The organism is Thalassospira lucentensis (assembly GCF_011806425.1).
Taxonomy (GTDB): Bacteria; Pseudomonadota; Alphaproteobacteria; order Rhodospirillales; family Thalassospiraceae; genus Thalassospira; species Thalassospira lucentensis_B.
Genome location: NZ_JAATOV010000008.1, coordinates 100,533 through 121,735, shown reverse-complemented (window position 1 = coordinate 121,735; position 21,203 = coordinate 100,533). Strand labels below are relative to the sequence as shown.

At 53.2% G+C, this 21,203-nt stretch carries 17 protein-coding genes; 13 read left to right on the top strand and 4 right to left on the bottom strand.

The window, feature by feature from the left end:
• Nucleotides 1–93: 93 nt before the first annotated feature.
• Nucleotides 94–2,799: a DUF3772 domain-containing protein gene (locus HCZ99_RS19940; RefSeq protein WP_167448784.1), complete on the bottom strand. Its 2,706-nt coding sequence runs from the start codon at nt 2,797–2,799 to the stop codon at nt 94–96.
• A 165-nt stretch (nt 2,800–2,964) separates the two neighbouring features.
• On the opposite strand from HCZ99_RS19940, the gene HCZ99_RS19935 reads away from it, so the two are divergent.
• The 8 genes from HCZ99_RS19935 (at nt 2,965) to lpdA (ending at nt 14,858) form a co-directional block, all read left to right on the top strand.
• Nucleotides 2,965–3,954 carry a zinc transporter ZntB gene (locus HCZ99_RS19935; RefSeq protein WP_167448783.1) on the top strand — a complete coding sequence of 330 codons (990 nt, stop codon included), beginning with the start codon at nt 2,965–2,967 and terminating at the stop codon, nt 3,952–3,954.
• 168 nt (nt 3,955–4,122) lie between these two features.
• Complete coding sequence (gene zapE, locus HCZ99_RS19930) at nt 4,123–5,250, top strand: cell division protein ZapE (RefSeq protein WP_167448782.1); 1,128 nt, start codon at nt 4,123–4,125, stop codon at nt 5,248–5,250.
• A 619-nt stretch (nt 5,251–5,869) separates the two neighbouring features.
• Nucleotides 5,870–6,820 (top strand): malate dehydrogenase, encoded by a 951-nt coding sequence (gene mdh / locus HCZ99_RS19925; protein WP_167448781.1) that lies wholly within the window; start codon nt 5,870–5,872, stop codon nt 6,818–6,820.
• A 140-nt stretch (nt 6,821–6,960) separates the two neighbouring features.
• Nucleotides 6,961–8,190 (top strand): ADP-forming succinate--CoA ligase subunit beta, encoded by a 1,230-nt coding sequence (sucC, locus tag HCZ99_RS19920; RefSeq protein ID WP_368484293.1) that lies wholly within the window; start codon nt 6,961–6,963, stop codon nt 8,188–8,190.
• A 2-nt stretch (nt 8,191–8,192) separates the two neighbouring features.
• Nucleotides 8,193–9,068, top strand: coding sequence for a succinate--CoA ligase subunit alpha (gene sucD, locus HCZ99_RS19915; RefSeq protein WP_167448779.1), 876 nt, complete (start codon nt 8,193–8,195; stop codon nt 9,066–9,068).
• 69 nt (nt 9,069–9,137) lie between these two features.
• Complete coding sequence (locus HCZ99_RS19910; RefSeq protein ID WP_167448778.1) at nt 9,138–12,050, top strand: 2-oxoglutarate dehydrogenase E1 component; 2,913 nt, start codon at nt 9,138–9,140, stop codon at nt 12,048–12,050.
• Between the two features lie 105 nt (nt 12,051–12,155).
• Nucleotides 12,156–13,427 (top strand): 2-oxoglutarate dehydrogenase complex dihydrolipoyllysine-residue succinyltransferase, encoded by a 1,272-nt coding sequence (odhB, locus tag HCZ99_RS19905; protein ID WP_167448846.1) that lies wholly within the window; start codon nt 12,156–12,158, stop codon nt 13,425–13,427.
• Nucleotides 13,428–13,451: 24 nt separating this feature from the next.
• Nucleotides 13,452–14,858, top strand: coding sequence for a dihydrolipoyl dehydrogenase (lpdA, locus tag HCZ99_RS19900; protein WP_167448777.1), 1,407 nt, complete (start codon nt 13,452–13,454; stop codon nt 14,856–14,858).
• A gap of 80 nt (nt 14,859–14,938) precedes the next feature.
• Here lpdA and HCZ99_RS19895 read toward each other — a convergent pair whose 3' ends face one another.
• Entirely contained in the window at nt 14,939–16,177 is a 1,239-nt protein-coding gene (locus HCZ99_RS19895) for a glycosyl hydrolase family 8 (protein WP_167448776.1), read from the bottom strand.
• Nucleotides 16,178–16,300: 123 nt separating this feature from the next.
• On the opposite strand from HCZ99_RS19895, the gene HCZ99_RS19890 reads away from it, so the two are divergent.
• The gene (locus HCZ99_RS19890; RefSeq protein ID WP_167448775.1) at nt 16,301–16,747 is read left to right on the top strand and encodes a methylglyoxal synthase; all 447 of its coding nucleotides are present in this window, start codon (nt 16,301–16,303) and stop codon (nt 16,745–16,747) included.
• Between the two features lie 100 nt (nt 16,748–16,847).
• Nucleotides 16,848–17,774: an AEC family transporter gene (locus tag HCZ99_RS19885; RefSeq protein ID WP_167448774.1), complete on the top strand. Its 927-nt coding sequence runs from the start codon at nt 16,848–16,850 to the stop codon at nt 17,772–17,774.
• Here HCZ99_RS19885 and HCZ99_RS19880 read toward each other — a convergent pair.
• Complete coding sequence (locus HCZ99_RS19880) at nt 17,721–18,509, bottom strand: RluA family pseudouridine synthase (protein ID WP_167448773.1); 789 nt, start codon at nt 18,507–18,509, stop codon at nt 17,721–17,723. The two genes, HCZ99_RS19885 and HCZ99_RS19880, sit on opposite strands and share 54 nt — an antisense overlap.
• Nucleotides 18,510–18,662: 153 nt before the next feature.
• Between HCZ99_RS19880 and HCZ99_RS19875 the strand changes: the two genes are divergently transcribed.
• From HCZ99_RS19875 to HCZ99_RS19865, 3 genes are read left to right on the top strand one after another with little or no spacing between them, the layout of a single operon-like run.
• Nucleotides 18,663–19,457, top strand: a complete 795-nt coding sequence (locus HCZ99_RS19875) for a DUF6134 family protein (protein ID WP_175581596.1) — start codon at nt 18,663–18,665, stop codon at nt 19,455–19,457.
• Nucleotides 19,454–20,221: an SDR family NAD(P)-dependent oxidoreductase gene (locus HCZ99_RS19870; protein ID WP_167448772.1), complete on the top strand. Its 768-nt coding sequence runs from the start codon at nt 19,454–19,456 to the stop codon at nt 20,219–20,221. Before HCZ99_RS19875 ends, HCZ99_RS19870 begins: the two co-directional genes overlap by 4 nt.
• Complete coding sequence (locus tag HCZ99_RS19865) at nt 20,218–20,664, top strand: nuclear transport factor 2 family protein (RefSeq protein ID WP_167448771.1); 447 nt, start codon at nt 20,218–20,220, stop codon at nt 20,662–20,664. Before HCZ99_RS19870 ends, HCZ99_RS19865 begins: the two co-directional genes overlap by 4 nt.
• Here the strand turns inward: HCZ99_RS19865 and HCZ99_RS19860 are convergent.
• Entirely contained in the window at nt 20,627–21,175 is a 549-nt protein-coding gene (locus tag HCZ99_RS19860; protein WP_167448770.1) for a DUF3833 domain-containing protein, read from the bottom strand. The genes HCZ99_RS19865 and HCZ99_RS19860 overlap by 38 nt on opposite strands.
• Nucleotides 21,176–21,203: the final 28 nt, after the last annotated feature.

Sequence of the window (21,203 nt, the reverse complement as noted above, 5' to 3'; positions counted from 1 at the left end):
ATGTCCAAGGCGGCGCGATTTTACGTTCTTGCCCCTTTGAGAACGTCTTTCCCGGCCCTTACAGCGTCCCCGCGGGCCGGGATTATTTTGTCCTTATCGCGGGGCATCCCCGTCCATATCACCACCGGCATCAGGAAGCGACCGCCCGGCAGCATCCCGGTCACGCGACACATCCTTTGCCGCAGATGACGGGGCTGCTTTTTGCTTTGCACCTTCGCCAATTTCACCGCCATCCGCATCATTATCTGACGATGCTTCATCGGGCGTGTCCGTCTCCGTCTGCTTTTGGGACTTCGCATCCTCTTCGGTTTCAGATCCTAGTTCGTCTGCGCCCGAATTTTCAGGAGCTTTCGGTCCCTGTCCCGCCCCACGAATGGCATCGGTCAGTTTGTCGATATCGCGCAGGTGAAGGTCGCGCTGCGCGAACGGCACTTCGATCCCTTCGTCACGGAAACGCTGAACCAGTTCAAACCGAATGGAACTTGCAACAGCCAGCACGTCGCCGATATCGCGCAAGAAATAGCGCAATTCAAAATCAAGCGAGCTGGCCCCAAAATCCATAAACACGACTTGCGGCGCCGGATAGCTTAGGATTTCCCGGCGGCTTTCAGCCATTTCAAGCAGGATTTCACGCACCTTTTCGACATCAGACTCATAGCCAACACCGATTTTAATGATACCGCGCCCAGACCGCTCTTTAAGCGTCCAGTTCAGGACCCGATTGGAAATCAATTCGGAGTTCGGAATGACAATCGAAGACCGATCAAAGGTTTCAATTTCCGTTGCGCGCACCCGGATATCTTTGACAAAGCCCTGATCCGCACCAACCACGATCCAGTCACCGACCTTAATCGGGCGTTCGACCAGCAAAATCAGGCCAGATACAAAGTTATTCACGATACTTTGCATCCCAAAACCGATACCGACCGAGATCGCACCAGCAATGATGGCAAGGTTGGACAAATCCATACCCGCCGCCGAAATCGCCATCAGAACAGCAAGACAAATCCCGGCATAACCAAAGATCGCCGAGACAGAATGCTGCAAGCCCTGATCAAGCTTGGTGTTGGGTAAGACCCGGGTGGAAAGCATCCGCTGGAAAAAGCGCATCAGGCCCAGCACGATGACAAAGATCAGCACCGCCAACAAAATCGATCGCAGCGAAAAGTTGATGCCGCCAACCTGAATGCCAACAAACGCCTGCTCGCCAGCGCTAAGCAAATCGACCCACGCAATATCGGTGAAGACCATCACCGCAGCGGGAACTGCTATAATGATCATCACGACATCGATCATCACCCGCAGCCAGAAATACAAGGTGCCATGAACCGTATCAGGTGCACTGTCATCTGTGGCTTCTTCGGGTTTGACCAAATAGGTATGCATCAAGGCCCGGAAGAAACCGCGCAGCAGCCAGTAACAGGTCGCAAACGCCATCGCCATCATCAGGTTTTCAAGGATGAAGCGCGCCAGCGCGACATAACCCAAAAGCATCAAAAGCGGCAAAACAATCGACACCGCCTTCATGAACCGCCGACTACGGCGTTCAAGCTTGGCCCAAAATTCGTGTCGGTCGCGCTCATCGTGGACCCAAAAGGCACCCAAAGAGCAGATAAACAGCAAAACTGAGATCAGCAGAACGTTGGTGATGCTTTGGATCAACGCGACATTCAAAGAGGTGCCAAGCGTGGTTGCACCTTGAAGCAGGATCATGTCCAACGCAAAAATCAGCGCCACCCCAAGCGATGCAATGCCAACCACCCGGGCACCTGTTACCGTGGTGCCGGACCGGCGCAAGCTTGGCGCGAACGGGGAATGCACACTGCGCACCGATGCCCCGACAAACAGCAAGAACAAAGCCGCAGCAAAACATTGATGGATGAAATCACCCATGCTGCCCTTAAGCAGCTCTTCCTGAGAATCAATAATGCTATAGGCAATCAAAAGGGCAACGCCGGGCACCAGCGCGGTAAACAAAAACCGTGTGCCCGATATCATGGCAATCCGATCGTCACTCGATACCGTTTTCCAGCGCGCCGGAATATATCGCAGCACGATGACCTCGCCACCGATCAAGGCCGCCAGCACAATCATGGCGAGAAACACCAGACCAGGGGCCACATCCGAAAGCTCGGATGCGATTTTGCCGTCTAGCTCAAGATTGGCATATCGGGCCTGAATGGTGCTGGGGATTGCAAGTATTTCGCTGCTGGCATCAATCCAAACCGCCGGGTTCATCGGCACATCGACACGGCCAAGAATACGCTGAGTAAAGCGCTCCCGTGCTAGGGTTGATAACCGGTCAGATAGCTCAGACGCTTGAAAATTAACCAGTTCGATCTGTTTAATCACGCCGCTTACATTGGCGATTTCCTGGCCAAGGCGTTCGCGCTCCCGCGCGACGGCGGGGACTTCATCCTGCCCTTCGGCTGGTGGCTCACCAAGCTTGCCATTGGCCGCTTTTAGGCGCTTTAGCCGTTCTTCGGCCAGATCACGCAAAGACGTTGCTGAATCAACAATTTGCTCAGTATCTGTGCGCCCGGTCGCAATGATCCGGCCCGAAACATCGCCGGCATCAAGCGTTTGATTTAGTGTATCAAGCTGCTTTCCCCATTCCGCGATGCGCGACTGGGCATTTTCCAGTTCGACTTTTGGGGCGGCTTCTTCGTCTGCGGCTTGACGCGAAGCCTCGCTCGTTGCGGCGACCAGTCCGTTGTCCTGTGCCTGCAACCCCGGTGCTAGTGTCATTGCCAAAAGGCAAATAACAAACCCAACACACAAATGCCGTACTGAAGTCATGCTTGATATTCCATCATGTTCTTAAGAGAACGGTATTTGACCGTTTTTCCCAATTTGCAAACAAGTTACACTGAAGGCGCTAACGAATCACGAAACGTTTCGTTCCCTTCAACATGGGAACACCCAACGCATCGCACAAAGTCAAAATCCGTAAGGGTCCCCAAGATGAAGACATCCGGTCTGATCAACGCATTTGATATCGCCCCGAACGGTTCGGCACAACCGATTGGCTGGGAGGACATCAAGACAAAACTGCCTGTCCTTACAGATGGTCATTATCTTTGGGTTCATTTGGATTGGATGGCTGATGGTGTTCACGATTGGCTGATTGAAATTGCGGGCATTGATCCAACGATTGCCACCAATCTTGCGACCCGTGGCACGCGCCCCTCTGTGTTCTTCTATGATCATGGTTTTTCCATGAACTTGCGCGGCGTTAACTTGAATGCGGAAAATGATCCCGCCGATATGATTTCGGTGCGTTTCTGGCTATCGGAAAACATCATTATTACCCTGCGCAACCAACCGCTTAAGGCCTTTGACGATATCCGTTCGGCGATTGCGGCGAGCACCGCCCCGCACAGCCCGGATGACTTTGTTTTAACCGTTGCCGAACGGCTGGCATATCGCGTGGAAAATGTTGTTCGCGATCTTGAGGAAAATGTTGAAGCCGTCGAAGATGACCAAGAAACCGTGACCGAGGGTAAGACCCTGCCCCTTCGGATGCGCGGATCGGATATCCGCAATCAACTGTCGCGCCTGCGCCGTCATTTGGCCCCACAGCGCGATGCGCTTGCGATGTTTGTCGAACAAAAACCAAGCTGGGCGGATAAACGGTTCAAACGCCGTGCCCGTGCACTGACCGACAAAACAATACGCCTGGTCGAAGATTTTGATTCCTTGCGCGAACGCCTTCAGATCGTGAATGAAAACCTGATGGCCCTTGAAAGCGAACGCATGAATAGGACCATGTATTGGCTCACCGTGATCGCGGGCTTGTTCCTGCCAATTAGTTTTGTCACCGGGTTACTCGGCATTAATGTTGGCGGCATTCCGGCATCAGATAGCCCGTGGGGATTTGCTACCGTGGCCGCCCTTTTGGCCGTGATCGTCGCGTTCGAAATCTGGCTGTTTAAAAAATTGCGCCTGATTTGAACATTTAAACAAAGACACTGTCACCGTCAGACGGTTCCTCCAACATACCTTCGTAAGATGTGCTGCCCTTGAAACAGCATTGCAAAGCGGCTGGTTGCAAAGCGGTACTGCTTGGCGCTATGACTTTGAACGCACCCGAATTTTATTCACTGCAATCGAGATATATTGATGACTGCTGGCCCGCTTTCACGTTACCGCGCGAAAATCACCGATGGTGAGCTGACTCATGATCCGATGCAGGAATTGTGTGCAGAAAAGCTGCAAAGCCTGATGAACGCCTTATCGCATTACGAACCGTCGACTGGTTCTGGCGGCTGGCGCGAACGGTTTGGATTAACCCGCCGACGCGACGAGCCAACCCCGCCATCGGGACTTTATATTTACGGCGAAGTCGGACGCGGCAAATCGATGCTGATGGATCTGTTTTATGAGACCGTCGACATTGAAAAAAAGCGTCGGGTGCACTTCCATGATTTTATGCAAGATGTGCATAGCCGGATGCACCGGTATCGCCAGTCAAAGAAAAAAGACGACGCCGATCCAATCCCACCGATTGCGAAAGACCTGGCCGAAGATGCGTGGCTTTTGTGTTTTGATGAAATGCAGGTCACCGACATTACCGACGCCATGATCTTGGGGCGCCTGTTCGAACAGTTATTCGATCATGGGGTGGTGATTGTCACGACATCAAACCGCGAACCCGATGACCTTTACAAGGACGGCCTGCAACGTCAAAACTTCCTGCCCTTCATTGATATGATCAAGCAGAAGCTTGATGTTCTCGAACTGGCCAGCCCAACCGATTACCGCATGCGCAATCTGACCGCGTCGGACGTGTTCATCTATCCGATATCGCGCGAAGAAGCCCAGCCGAAAATCGATGAAATGTTCACCACCCTGACGGAGGGCGCACGCGTTGCGCCCGACAGCCTGACGGTGAAGGGCCGCAAAATCGAAATTTCTGCGGTTGGTGCCGGTGTTGCCAAATTCAGTTTTGATGAATTGTGCACCCGCCCGTTGGGGCCCGGCGACTACATTGCGTTGGCAACCCATTTCCATACCATTGTCATTGATTTCATACCGAAATTGCATGATGGCCGTCGCGACTGGGCGAAGCGTTTTGGCACCTTGATCGACGCGATGTATGAACACAAAACCAAACTGATTTGCGCCATCGAATGCGATCCGGCCGAAATTTACACCGACGGTGATTATTCGTTTGAATTTCAACGCACTGTGTCGCGCATGACCGAAATGCGCAGCCAGGAATATCTCGACATGGCGCACCTGACCTGATGCCATTCATAGGCGGCGTTATCTAAGCCGACCCTAACGTCCAAAAATCGTGCCGACACGCCAAATCCGAAACCGGTTTCGGGTGGGTATAAAACGACTCCACCCACCTGAGTTTAAAACAATTGCAATTATTCGCCGTTTGGTAGCTTTTCAGGCGCAAATTATTGCGTGCGCCCGATCACACTGGCGCAAATTCGCAATTTTTGCTGAACCCGCATTTTTTCGAATGCACATCCCCGCATAGCAGACGTCAGTTTCATGCAATGCTGTACCAATGGGAAGATTATCTCGCGCTTGAATTCGCGGCAAAAGCGCGGACTGCCTTTCCTTTAGGCAACTCGCAATCGCAAACTGGCTTTGGTTTTGCTGCATATCGCGCCCTGTTCGCGTGCGCAACATGAACGGTTTTTAAGCGTTTATACGATAGTTGCAACAAACCTCGAAGCGGCGGTTTTCCTCGTTAAAACAGCGCCCTTTCCCCTTGTAAATCAGGACAAATCAGTTTACGACACTTGATGTTTGCGAACGATTATTTCGCGTTCGCAGGTTTAAATTTTCAATCGCGCTCCCAAGTTGAGTTTCGACACCTAGGAAGTGCAATAGGGAAGAAGGTAACGGAATGGCCCGCAACAAGATCGCGCTCGTCGGTGCTGGCAATATTGGTGGCACACTCGCTCACCTCGTCGGCCTGAAAGAGCTTGGCGACGTCGTCCTTTTCGACATCGTTGATGGCATGCCCCAAGGCAAGTCGCTCGACATTGCTGAATCCTCCCCCGTCGACATGTTTGATGCCGACCTTAAGGGTAGCAGTGACTACAAAGACATTGCAGGCGCTGATGTCGTCATCGTCACCGCAGGTGTAGCCCGTAAACCGGGTATGAGCCGTGATGACCTTATCGGCATCAACACCAAAGTCATGACCCAGGTTGGTCAGGGCATTAAAGAACATGCACCCGACGCATTCGTCATCGTCATCACCAACCCGCTTGATGCGATGGTTTGGGTGATGCAGCAGGCAACTGGCTTCGATCCGAAGAAAGTTGTTGGCATGGCTGGCGTTCTGGATTCTGCACGTTTCCGTTACTTCCTCGCAGAAGAATTCAATGTATCGGTCAAGGACGTTACCGCATTCGTTCTTGGTGGACACGGCGACACCATGGTCCCGTCGATCCGCTATTCGACGGTTGCCGGTATCCCGGTTCCTGACCTGATCAAAATGGGCTGGACCACCCAGGAAAAGATCGACGAAATCGTTCAGCGTACCCGCGATGGCGGTGCTGAAATCGTTGCTCTTCTGAAAACCGGTTCTGCTTTCTATGCCCCGGCTGCTTCGGCAGTTGCGATGGCAGAAAGCTACCTGAAAGACCAGAAACGCGTCATGCCGGTTGCTGCTTATCTGAGCGGTGAATACGGCGTTGATGGCATTTACGTTGGTGTCCCGGTTGTTCTGGGCGCTGGCGGTGTTGAACGCATCGTCGAGATCAATCTTGACGAGTCCGAGAAAGCAAACTTCGAGAATTCCGTGGCAGCTGTCCGCGGTCTTGTTGATGCTGCCAAGGGCATGCTCTAAGAACGCGAAGCGGGCTGGTCAGTGACCGGCCCGTTTTTCAATCATTGTTGTTTTTCAAACATCAATGATCGCGGGCCTCGCAATAAAGTCCCTCCCGCAAGTTATGGGACATTGAAATCCCGATTTCTGACCCACCGGAAATCGTACGGAAGGCAAGAAAGCGACCTAACATGAATATTCATGAGTACCAGGCGAAAGAAATTCTTCGCAAATACGGTGTGACCGTGCCTAACGGCAAAGTCGCATACACCGCTCAGGAAGCCATCGAGGCTGCCCAGTCACAGGCTGGTCCAGTTTACGTGGTGAAATCACAGATCCATGCAGGTGGCCGCGGTAAGGGCACCTTCAAGGAAGACAAAGCCGGCGATAAAGGCGGCGTTCGCGTTGTCAAAAGCGTCGAAGAAGTCGGTGCCAACGCAGAACAGATGCTCGGTTCGACCCTGGTTACCCACCAGACCGGTCCGGACGGCAAAGAAGTCAAACGCGTTTACATCGAAGAAGGCTGCGACATCGCACGCGAACTGTATCTTTCGGTTCTTGTCGATCGCGCTTCCTCACGCGTTATCTTCATGGCATCCACCGAAGGCGGTATGGACATTGAAGAAGTCGCCGAAGCAACCCCGGAAAAGATCGTCACCGTTGACATCGATCCGGCTGCTGGCTTCTCTGGCTTCCACGGCCGTAAATTGGCTTTCGCGCTTGGTCTTGAAGGCAAACAGGTTTCCAAAGCTGTCAAGTTCATGTCAGCAATGTACCAGTGCTTCCTTGATACCGATGCTGCCATGGTTGAAATCAACCCGCTGGTCGTAACCGGCGAAGGCGACATCATTGCGCTTGATTGCAAAATGAACTTCGACGACAACGCGCTGTTCCGTCATCCGGACATCGAAAAACTGCGCGACGAAGACGAAGAAAACCCAGCCGAGCTCGAAGCTGCAAAACACAGCCTCAACTACATCAAGCTTGATGGCACCATCGGCTGCATGGTTAACGGCGCAGGCCTTGCCATGGCAACCATGGACATCATTAAGCTTTATGGTGGCGCACCGGCAAACTTCCTTGACGTTGGTGGCGGCGCAACCAAAGAACGCGTAACCACGGCCTTCAAACTGATCCTGTCTGATCCGAATGTCGAAGGCATTCTGGTCAACATCTTTGGTGGCATCATGCGTTGTGACGTGATTGCAGACGGCGTTGTGGCAGCAGCCCGCGAAGTCAGCTTGAACGTTCCGCTGGTCGTTCGCCTTGAAGGCACGAATGTCGAACTTGGCAAGAAAATCCTCGAAGAATCGGGTCTGCCGATTGTTTCGGCTGATAACCTTGCCGATGCCGCTGAGAAAGTGGTCAAAGCTGTGAAGGAGGCCGCGTAACTATGGCTGTTCTCGTCGATAAAAACACCAAAGTTATCTGCCAGGGTTTCACTGGTTCGCAGGGTACCTTCCACAGCGAACAGGCAATTGCCTATGGCACGAAAATGGTTGGCGGCGTAACCCCGGGCAAAGGCGGCACCAAGCACCTTGACCTGCCGGTTTTCAACACCGTTGCCGAAGCGAAACACGTTACCGAAGCAAATGCCTCGGTTATCTATGTTCCGCCGCCCTTCGCTGCTGATGCAATTCTCGAAGCCATCGATGCCAAAATCGAACTGGCTGTCTGCATCACCGAAGGCATTCCGGTTGCTGATATGGTGCGCGTTAAGCGTGCCCTTGACGGTTCTTCGACCCGTTTGATCGGCCCGAACTGCCCGGGTATCATTACCCCGGACGAATGCAAAATCGGCATCATGCCCGGTCACATTCACCGTCGCGGTAAAATCGGTATCGTTTCACGTTCCGGTACACTGACCTACGAAGCAGTTGCACAGACCACGGCCGCTGGCCTGGGTCAGTCGACCTGTATCGGTATTGGTGGTGACCCGGTTAACGGCACCAACTTCATCGATTGCCTTGACCTGTTCCTGCGGGATCCGGAAACCGAAGGCATCATCATGATTGGTGAAATCGGCGGTACCGCAGAAGAAGAAGCATGTGAGTTCCTGAAAGCTTCGGCTGTCAAGAAACCGGTTGCTGGCTTCATCGCTGGTGTAACCGCGCCTCCGGGTAAACGCATGGGCCATGCCGGTGCGATCATCTCCGGCGGTCAGGGCACTGCGGACGCGAAAATGGATGCAATGCGCAGCGCTGGCGTACTTGTAGCTGATTCGCCTGCAAGCCTTGGTTCGACCATGCTGAAGGCTTTGAAGGGCTAATCTGGGTAGTCAGAGGAAAGGCAAGGGGAGGCGTGGTCCTTCATCGGACCATGCCTTCCAAGACCACAAATGAAACCTCAAGATCTCGACACGATTCTAAACGAGTCGAACGCAACCTACATCGCTGAACTTTATGCCCGCTATTCGGAAAACCCGTCGTTGGTTGACCAAAGCTGGGCTGAGTTCTTTGACGGGTTGCAGGACGACGCCTCTGAACTCCTCGCAGAAATGCGTGGGCCAAGCTGGCAGCCGCGGGAAACCAAGGTTGTTGGCGGCATGGAGGGATACGACGTCTCACAAGGGCATGCTGAACGCCCGGCCCCAGTGGGCTATGCGCCGGCAGCCTACGCTGCACCAGTTGGTGGTGCGGTGAATTCCGACGCCATTCGTGCGGCGGCAAATGATTCCATTCGCGCACTGATGCTGATCCGTTCGTACCGTGTGCGCGGACATCTGGAAGCCAACCTTGATCCGCTGGGCCTTGCCCCGCGTGAGCCGCATCCAGAACTTGATCCGAAAACTTACGGCTTTACCGAAGAAGATCTGGACCGTCCGATTTTCATCGCCAATGTTCTTGGCCTTGAAACCGCGACGATCCGTCAGATCGTTTCGATGGCGCGCAAAACCTATTGCGGGTCGATCGGTATTGAATTCATGCACATTCAGGAACCTGAACAGAAAGCATGGATTCAGCAGCGTATCGAAAGCATCGGTAACCAGACGCAGTTTACCGCACGCGGCAAGGAAGCCATCCTTGAGCGCCTGGTCGAAGCTGAAGGTTTCGAAAACTATCTTCACACCAAATATGTCGGCACCAAACGTTTTGGTATTGATGGTGGTGAATCCCTGATCCCGGCAATGGAACAGATCCTCAAACGTGGCAGCCAGCTTGGCGTGCGTGAGGTTGTGTTCGGCATGCCGCACCGTGGTCGTTTGAACGTTCTTGCCAACGTTATGAGCAAGCCGTTCCGTGCGATCTTCTCGGAATTCATGGGCAACCCATCCAAGCCGGACGACGTGATGGGCTCAGGTGACGTTAAATATCACCTTGGCACCTCGGCCGACCGCGAATTTGATGGCAATGTTGTTCACCTCTCGCTGACGGCAAACCCGTCGCACCTTGAGGCGGTCAACACCGTTGTCCTTGGTAAAGTCCGCGCCAAACAGTCCCAACGCAAAGACACCGCACGTGACCAGGTTATGGGTATCCTCCTGCACGGTGATGCGGCGTTTGCGGGTCAGGGTCTTGTGGCTGAAACCTTCGATCTGTCGCACCTTAAAGGCTATCGTACCGGTGGTACGATCCACTTTGTGGTCAACAACCAGATCGGTTTCACGACCAAACCAACCGATTCACGTTCTTCGCCTTATTGCTCGGACATTGCCAAAGTCGTTCAGGCTCCGATCCTGCACGTGAATGGTGATGACCCCGAAGCCGTGGTGCACGCAGCACGTATCGCGACCGAATTCCGTCAGGAATTCAAACAAGACGTCGTGATCGACATGTTCTGCTATCGCCGCTTTGGCCACAACGAAAGCGACGAACCGGCATTCACCCAACCAAAGATGTACGACGTGATCGGCAAACATCCGACCACCAAAGACATCTATGCCGAGCAGCTTGTTAAGGAAGGCCTTCTGACCGAAGACCGCATCAAGGAACTGGACAAATCGTTCCAGGATTACCTTGATGAAGAATTCAAAGCGTCAGAAAACTACCGCCCGAACAAAGCTGACTGGCTTGAAGGTAAATGGTCGGGTCTTGCATCCTCGCACGGCGAAGACGCGGATTGGACCGGTGATACCGGCGTTTCGGACGATCTTCTGGCCGAAGTTGGTCGCGCCATTTCGACCCCACCGTCTGATTATGACATCAACCGCAAAATCCTTCGTCAGTTGAAGGCCAAAGCCAAGATGTTTGAAACCGGCGAAGGGATCGACTGGGCAACAGCCGAAGCTTTGGCATTCGGGACTTTGATGTGCGAAGGCACACCGGTTCGACTGTCGGGTCAGGATTGCCAGCGTGGGACGTTCTCGCAACGTCATGCCAAGCTGATTGATCAGACCAACGAAGCAAAATACACCCCGCTCAATAACATCCGTACCGGTCAGGCCGAGCTTGAGGTTCTCAACTCTCCCTTGTCCGAAGCAGGTGTTCTTGGCTTTGAATATGGTATTTCCCTTGCTGAACCGCATTCCTTGGTTCTGTGGGAAGCCCAGTTTGGTGATTTTGCCAACGGCGCACAGGTCATCATTGACCAGTTTATCAGCTCGGGCGAGGCCAAATGGCTGCGTATGTCGGGTCTGGTAATGCTTCTGCCGCATGGTTACGAAGGCCAGGGTCCGGAACATAGTTCTGCTCGTCTGGAACGTTACCTGCAGCTTTGTGGTGAAAATAACATGCAGGTGGCGAACTGTACGACACCGGCAAACTATTACCACATCCTGCGCCGTCAGATTCGCCGTTCGTTCCGTAAACCGTTGATCCTGATGACGCCGAAATCGCTTCTGCGTCACAAGCAGGCTGTGTCTTCCTTGTCGGAATTCGGCGCAGGCACCAAATTCCTGCCTGTGATCAGCGAATCAGGCAAAATGGTTGCTGACAGCAAGGTCAAACGCGTTGTTCTGTCGTCGGGTAAGGTCTACTACGATCTTCTCGCCGAGCGTGAAAACCGCGGCATCGAAGATGTTGCGCTTGTGCGTATCGAACAGCTTTATCCGTGGCCGGAACAAGAACTTGCCGCGGAACTGGCCAAATATCCGAATGCTGATGTTGTCTGGTGTCAGGAAGAATCCGAAAATATGGGTTCTTGGTACTTCGTCGATCGTCGTATCGAAGGTACGCTTGCCAGCATCAAACATAAGACGGGTCGTCCCGTCTATGTCGGTCGCGCAGCATCTGCTTCGCCGGCAACGGGTCTTCTTAAGGCCCACTTGCGTGAACAGGCCGAACTGGTCGATGCGGCACTAAGCGTCAAATAACTTTACCGGACGGGCGAACAATCGCCCGTCCGTTACGTTCATTTAGAATTCATTCGCATCATGGCAGCCCCACACTGCCTGATTGAAAAAACGGTCGAGGAAAAAATGGCGACTGAAGTTAAAGTTCCCACGCTGGGCGAGTCTGTATCTGAAGCAACGATTGCAAAATGGTACAAAAAAGTTGGTGATGCTGTTGCAGCCGATGAAGCGATTGTCGAACTTGAAACCGACAAAGTGACTGTCGAAGTCAACGCACCGGTTGCTGGCGCGATTGCCGAGCTGGTTGCGCAAGAAGGCGACGAAGTTGAAGTTGGCGCGCTTATCGCCATGATCACCGAAGGCGCTGAAGGTTCTTCTTCGGACGAACCGGCCAAAGAAGAAGCTCCTGCTGAGAAAAAAGAAGAAGCACCGGCGAAGAAAGAAGAAGCCAAATCGGCTCCTGCTGCTGCGCCTGCTTCGACGACCGCGTCAAACAGCGACCATCCGTTGGCCCCTGCTGTACGCAAACTGGTCGAAGACAAAAATCTTGATCCGTCCAAAATTCCGGCAACGGGTAAAGACGGCCGCCTGACCAAGGGCGACGTTCTGAACTTCCTCGAAGGTGGTGGATCCGCCTCACGTGCGCCTGCCCCGGCAGCATCCGCACCGGCAGCGCCGAAACCAGAGCGTGACCTGCGCGACGGTGAAGAGCGTGTCAAAATGTCCAAGCTGCGCCAGACCATTGCGCGCCGCCTGAAAGAAGCCCAGAACACTGCGGCCATGCTGACCACTTATAACGAAGTGGACATGACCAACCTTCTGGCATGCCGTAACAAATACAAAGACGGTTTCGAGAAGAAACACGGTGTGAAGCTTGGCTTCATGTCCTTCTTCATCAAAGCCTGCACCACGGCGCTGAAAGAATGGCCGGCTGTGAATGCCGAAATCGACGGCAACAGCTTCATCTATAAAAACTACTGCGATATCGGCGTTGCTGTTGGTACCCCGCAGGGTCTTGTTGTTCCGGTTATCCGTTCGGCAGAAGAAAAAACCTTCTCTGAACTGGAAAGCACCATTGTCGATTTCGGCAAGCGTGCGCGTGACGGCAAACTTGGCATGGATGAAATGACTGGCGGCTCGTTCACCATTTCGAACGGTGGTGTGTTTGGCTCGCTTCTGTCCTCGCCGATCCTCAATGCACCGCAGTCGGGTATCCTCGGCATGCACAAAACCCAGATGCGCCCGGTTGCCATCGACGGCAAAGTTGAAATCCGTCCGATGATGTATCTCGCGCTTTCCTATGACCACCGTATCATTGACGGCCGCGAAGCGGTTTCGTTCTTGGTCCGCGTCAAGGAATGCATCGAGAATCCGGAACGCATCCTGCTCGACATCTGATCAGACAAAAGGATCACAGAACTCATGAGTGAGAACTACGACGTTGTCGTGATCGGTGGCGGTCCTGGCGGTTATGTATGCGCCATCCGCGCCGCACAGCTTGGCCTTAAAGTTGCCTGCGTTGAAAAACGCGGCACCTTGGGTGGCACCTGCTTGAATGTTGGGTGCATTCCGTCCAAGGCCCTGCTGCATTCTTCGCACCTTTTTGAAGAAGCAAACGAGCATTTCGATACCCACGGCATCGAAATCTCCAAGCCGAAGGTCAACATCGAAAAGATGATGGCCCGCAAGGACAAGGTCGTTGACAGCAATGTCAAAGGCATCGAGTTCCTGTTCAAAAAGAACAAGGTTACCTATGTCAAAGGTGCCGGCGAGATCACCTCGCCGACCTCGGTCAAGGTAGAGCTTCTTGATGGCGGCGAAGAAACCCTGAACACCAAAAACATCGTCATTGCGACGGGTTCAGAAGTGACCCCGCTTCCGGGTGTTGAGATTGACGAGGACAAAATCCTCTCGTCAACCGGTGGTCTGCTTCTGCCGAAAGTGCCTAAAAAGATGGTTGTCATCGGTGCAGGCGTGATCGGTCTTGAGCTCGGCTCCGTTTGGCGTCGTCTCGGCTCTGAAGTCACGGTTGTTGAATATCTTGACCGTATTCTGCCGGGCATGGATGGCGAACTGGCTAAACAAACCCAGCGCATCTTTGCCAAGCAGGGGCTTGAATTCAAACTTGGCCAAAAAGTCACCAATGCCAAAACCAGCAAGTCTGGCGTGACCTTGACTGTTGAACCGTCAAAAGGCGGCGATGCAGAAGAAATCAGCGCAGACGTGGTTCTGGTGGCGATCGGTCGCCGTCCTTACACCAAAGGTCTTGGTTTGGAGAATGCGGGCGTTGAGCTTGACGACCGCGGTCGGGTTAAAACCGACGAGCATTTCCAGACCAATGTTGGTGGCATCTTTGCGGTTGGCGATGCAATCGCCGGCCCGATGCTGGCCCACAAGGCTGAGGAAGACGGCGTTGCGCTTGCAGAAATGCTGGCCGGTGAAGAAGGCCATGTCGATTATGACAAGGTCCCGGGTGTTGTTTACACCTGGCCGGAAGTTGCCTCTGTTGGCAAAACCGAAGAGCAGCTGAAGGAAGACGGCGTTGACTATTCCGTCGGAAAATTCCCCTTCACCGCCAACGGTCGCGCCAAAGCAATGGAAAGCACCGAAGGGTTCGTCAAAATCCTGGAAGACAAGAAAACGCACCGTGTTGTCGGCGCGCATATTGTCGGCCCGGCTGCCGGCGACCTGATTGCCGAAGTGGTTCTGGCGATGGAATACGGCGCATCCGCCGAAGACATCGCACGCACCTGCCACGCCCATCCGTGCCTTGGCGAAACGGTCAAGGAAGCGGCATTGGCAGCAGACGGCCGCGCAATCCACATGTAATTCATCAGACAATTGTCTGATCGATAAAACGGCCGCCAGAGAAATCTGGCGGCCGTTTTTGTTTGCTAGCAAAGACGTCTTTAGTGTCCGGTTGGCGACCGGAAATTGCCCGACAAAACCAGCAAACACAACAACGTCACGCTGTCTTCGTAATAGTCCATATGGCGATCGCGGATATTGTCATACAAATCATTTAGCCAGTCCTGCCCTTCGGGGAGCAACATCGATGCCACCGCGATCGGTGCGACAAAAAGGGTGCTGTTTTCTGTTTCATAGGGCAGTGGCAAGCCACTTAGCATATATCCCGACTGGATTGCGACCGCATTACCTGCCACGCGCGACCGCATCCAACCTGCCATCATGCGTGCAATGTCACGCGCCTTTTTATCATCCGACAATAAGGCATGACTGGCGATGCGCCATGGGACCCGTGCGGCATTAAAATAGAATGCGGTGTCGTAATATCCTTCCAGATAATTCGGCGGTGCCGCATGAACCGTGCCATCGGGCTCAACAACCGCGAAATCGGGAAGCAATCCGGTTCGTGGTGACACGTCGCGCTGCAGGTCTGCCGCGACGTCGAGAACTCGGTCGCGTGCTTTCATCCAGATCGGATCGTTGGTTGCGCGCCCAAAGGCCACAAAATGTTCTGGCATAAAGTCAGACGGACGCGTACCCCACTGATTATATTGTTCGCCATCTATATCGACCCAGTCCCCCAGCATTGGCAGCAAACTGTCTGGTCCGATTGTCCTTTCGCCGATTGCGGAAATTATGGACCGCGCCGCATCCAGATAACCCGCATCCCCCCATTGGTCCGCCGCCAAAAGCAGGGCAAACGCGATATCAGCGTCACCATCAAAGGCACTGTCATTGCTGTCACCCGCAGGGGGGATTTGCCAGCCCATCAATCGTGGATCACGGTCACTGGGCCAGGCACGCGCAAACCGCCACAAACCATCAAAAATAGTTTGGGCATCGGGATCCGCCCCCGCCATCAGGGCGGAAATCATCATGCCGTATCCCTGCCCTTCCGAAACGGTGCGTTCTGGCTGATTGTGACCAAATGTAATGCGGTACTGAACAGCATCGTCATCAACATCACTGGCGACATCAACTTTGCGCAGATAGTCGACTTTCCATTGCCGGTAAAATGCCAGAACATCCTCGTCGCGTTCTTCGGGCGTCCAGCGCGATGGAAATAACGCGTCTGGTGCATATACCTGATGCTGGGCAAACGGCCTTAACGGCGTATCACCCGCCTGTGCAGTACCTTCCAAAACGGGTCCCAGACAAACCCCGACAGCGATCACTGCCATCACCATGTTCAATATTTGCGTCGAATATCTCATCATTTCACAAACTTACCTGCAATGCTGCGTGACCGCTGGGTTAATTGTATGCTTAATAAACATGATTTTACCGTCTTCGGAGAATTTCCAATGACTTTATCCATCGGACTTGTTGCACACGACCGTCGTAAACGTGAAATGGCGGATTGGCTGGAAACCCATAAAGCACAGTTTGAGGGAACCCGGATCGTGGCAACCGGTACCACCGGTCGCGTCCTTCAGGAACGGTTTCCCAATTTTGATATTATCGCATTGAAAAGCGGTCCGTTCGGCGGGGATCAGCAATTGGGATCGATGATTGCGCATCGGGAATTACAGGCGATGTTTTTCTTCACCGATCCGATGACACCCCAACCCCATGATGTCGATGTGCGGGCCTTGATCCGATTGGCGAACATGTATGAAGTGCCAATTGCGTGCAACCGCAGCACCGCCGACCTTTTGATCAGCAATCCGAATTTCGAGGAAATCTGCGAGCAATATCGCGATCATTCCCCGGAACAGGCGTTTGCCGATTACACCAATCGCAAGGTCTGATCCGTCGGCGCGATGATCGCGCAGGCGGCCACCGGCTTCGCGCATCCGCACCTGTACCTGCCGCACACCCCGCATAACCGCAAACATATGTGATCGCCCCATGCAGCTCGCCTATGACTTGTTCGCCGCCATCTTTCCGATCTTTGCCGCCATTTTGGTTGGCGCGGCCTTAAAGCGATTTTTGATCACGGGTACCGATATTTGGGCCGGGATTGATCGGCTGACCTATTATTTGCTGCTGCCGTCGCTTTTGATCGTTGAAATTTACCGTGCGGATTTTTCACGCGGTCATGCCGGAACGGCGGTCACGGTGACCCTGTTTGCGACCCTTGGCCTATCGGCGGCGTTGCTGTTGCTGCGTCCACTCATCACCCGGAACACACCGCTGTTCACATCAATCTTTCAAGGATCGGTGCGCTATAACAGTTATGTGCTACTCGCCGTGGCGGATGCGCTTTATGGAAGTTCCGGTCTTGCCCTGGCCATCGTGTTTGTCGCGGTGATGGTGATTGCCACCAATATGCTGGGCGTTGTCGTGCTAAGCGCGTTTAGCGACGGTAAAAGCAACCTGAAACGCATCCTTGGCGGGATCGTCAGAAATCCGATCATTTTGGCGGCTGGTGCAGGTGCGGTTCTGAATGTCAGTAACATTCACGTGCCGCTTCCGATTGAAAACACGGCTGCTTTGTTTAAGACAGCTGCCTTGCCCCTTAGCCTTCTGTCCGTTGGGGCGGGTTTACGCTTTGTGATGGACAAGCAGGCCTTGGGTGCCATCGCCCTTGCCACCACCATCAAGCTTGCCGTCCTGCCGGTGATTACGGGCATCTGCCTGCATCTGGCGGGGGTAGATGGCATGGTGCTGGCAATGGGGGTTCTGTATGCCGGGATGCCATGTGCCGGGAACGCCTATATCCTGGCACGCCAATTAAATGGCGACCCCGAAGCCATGGCATCCATCATCACACTTGAAACGTTACTCGCGGGTTTCAGCGTCGCCGTCATCGCCGGTGTACTGAGCATCAATTGACGCGGCATGTTCGGCGTAATCGCCGTCATAGCCACAAGCAGACAAGCCAGGACGCATTAATTCCGGCGGCGGTGCGTCGACAATCACCGGTTCACGTTCGGCGTGGAACGGCACAGTGATTTGACGCGATAGCAACATCAACGTTGGTGGTTCGCCAAAGATCGGCGGTTCATCGCCACGCCCGTAAAACGGATCCCCAATCACTGGGTGACCCACATGGTCCAGATGCACACGCAATTGATGGGTGCGTCCGGTATGCGGGATCAGTTCCAGCCACGTAATGTCCGCGCCATCGGCGTCCTTGCCACGGCCCAGTACCTTGTATTCGGTTTTGGACGGCTGGCCATCCTCGTGGACCAGCATCTGCCAGCCACTTTCATCGTTGGTTTTGCCAATCGGCGCATCGATGAAACCATGATCATCGGCCATCGCACCACGCACCACCGCCCAATAGGTTTTACCGATCTTTTTTTCGGTAAACAGGCGGGTGATTTTTTTCGATGATTTCGGATGCCGACACAGCAACAGGCAGCCTGCTGTATCCCGATCCAGGCGGTGCGCCAAAGTCGGTTCGGGCTGAATGCCAAATTTCAAATCGGGTAAATAGGCATCGACATGGAAATAGGTTTTCGGCCCCCCATGAGACGCCAATCCCGGCGGTTTGTTCAGCACGATGATGTTTGAATCACGATGCAGAACATGCGCAATAAGGTCTTCGGCGATTGGATGGAGCATGGTGTGTAGCCTTTCATATCTGCCCCTGCTTTACCCCATCATGGTCAGTGCAGCAACGTTCATGACGTTTGATCTGCAAGCGGTTGCCTTACGTAACAAGGATAAGTCGCAAAAACATGACGTGATGAAACTGTATCAGGGGCACCAACAATTATGGTTCGAAACGCATTGATACGCCGTGCACCCATTATCGCCGTTGGCCTGTTGGCCGGTATTTGCATCGCAAAGCCAGTCGCCGCACAGAGCCAACCATCTTCGATGAACGATGGGGTGACGGAAATTTCCGCCCTGACATCAGCCTTTAAAAGCCCAAACACCTGCGAAAACGTTGATCCCATCGCGCGATATGGCAATGAATTGCGGTTTCAAATCCGTCGCGATGACGCCCCTGTGGGGACGCATATTGTGCAGTTTAATCGCGGTGCCGATGGAATTCAGGTCGTAGCGCAAAGCAAGATCGATATCTCATTCCTTGGCTTTAATGCGTACAGTTTCCGATACCGGTCTGAAAGCCTGTGGCAGAATGGTGCGCTTGCAGCCCTTTCGGTCAAGGTTGATGATGATGGTGATCTGACAAACATCACGGCAAAACGTGAAAACAATGAACTGGTTGTCACCGGACCGGACGGGGAAAAAACCCTGCCGCCGGGAATTTTTCCAACCGATCATTGGAATTGCGGGGTTCTAAGCAGCACGATGGTGCTTAACACCCTGACCGGGAATCCCAATGACGTCACCATACGTCCCCGCGATCAGGAAAAACTGCCATCGGCCAAGGGCCCGCTTGCCGCGACACATTTTACCTATGACGGCGATCTTGTGACCAATGCTTGGTACGATCGGGACGGTCGATGGGTTGGGTTACAGTTTAAGGCGCGGGATGGATCAACCATCGTATATCGCTGCATGAATTGCGCCCCCATGGGCGAGCAAAAGGACCAAGGATGACAAAAAGCTTTAAAACAATTTGGATCGTTGGCGCGTCTGCTGGCATCGGTGCGGCCGTGGTCGAGAAATTTCAAAACCATCCGACCAATGCTGACCAGAAAATCATTATTTCGGCGCGAAATGAAGATGCCTTAAACAAACTGGCCGCTGGAAACGCCAATATCAAAACCATGCCGCTTGATATTACCGATGCGGACACCGTCACAAAGACCGTGGCATCGATTGAAGACGAGTTTGGCCTGCCCGACCTTGTCGTTCTGGCCGCGGGCGTTTATGCGCCGATGAATGTGAAGGACTTTAGCGCGTCGACCATCAAGGACCACATTGATACCAACTATCTGGGCAACGTGAATTGTCTGGAGCCGCTTTTGACCAAAATGCGGGCACGGAAGTCTGGTGAAATCGCGGTTGTGGCGTCTGTTGCCGGATATCGCGGATTGCCAAATGCCGGCGCGTATGGCCCGACCAAGGCGGCATTGATCAATCTGTGTGAAACACTGCATGCCGAGCTTGAAGGAAGTGGCGTTTTGCTGCGTGTGATCAATCCCGGATTTGTCAAAACGCGTTTGACCGAAAAGAATGATTTCGAAATGCCGTATTTGCAAACGCCAGAGCAGGCTGCCGATTTCATCTATGACGGTCTGTGTAAAAATGACAAATTTGAAATCGCCTTTCCACCGCCCTTCGTGCGCCAATTGAAAATTGCGCGACTTTTGCCGTATCGGATCTATTTCAAACTTATGCGTAAGATGGTGACGAAATGAGTGACGTGTCAGAGAACAAACGCCAGATCATGGCGGCCTATAGCAAATATTACTGCGATTTGAATTCTGACAATGTTGATGATCTGTTTGATCTTGTGACCGACGATTTTGAATTTACCGATCCGTTTACGAAAAAACACGGCCCTAAAAACGTGTGCGCCTATTTGTCCAAGACATTTAGCGAAACCAAGAATCCAAATTTTGTCGTCACACATCAGGCCCTTGATGGTGATCTTGGTTTTTTACGCTGGCGCTTTAGCGCGAAACTTAAAGTCATCGGACTTTGGGAATTTACCGGCATGACAGCGCTAACATTCAATGAGGATGGCACCAAGATCGCATCCCACGTTGATCATTGGGACGCATCGCAGAACTTTTATGCCAAAATCCCGGTGCTGGGTTGCATCATTCGGCTGCTTGCGCGACGGGTGGCTGCTGTTTAAAGAACAGCGTCACTTCGCCGATTTCAAATCCCCACTTTGTCACACGCGCCCGGTTCACAAGCACACCATCGGGTTGCAGGAACATCCAATCATCAAATGTCACCCGCCAGGATCCGTCACCGACTTTAAGATCCATATCGTATGACCAGTTCAATGCATTGCCATACTGGCTGCCAACGGCTTCGCCAATAATGTCGTCGGCTTGCCCCTGATAGGAATGATCGCCGGTCTTGCGAATGGTCCAAACACGGCGGTCTTTTTCACCATCGTCATATAAGAACCGCTCGTCGAGTGTTAGGACATCGTCTTCGATGGTTCCGGTAATATCGACGGTAAATTGACGGCGTAGGGTGCCAAACCGATCTTCAAAGATGCCCCAGGCCCGGCTGTCGCCTTTGAAATAGTCAAAGATATCGAACTGGGGTTGTTTTTGCGCAAAATCCTGCGGTTTCATCGACCCACATCCGGTTAAGACCACGATAAAAAGCAGCGCCATCGAATTTCGCAGCATCGGCTTGCTCCTGATTTTGAATTATAGG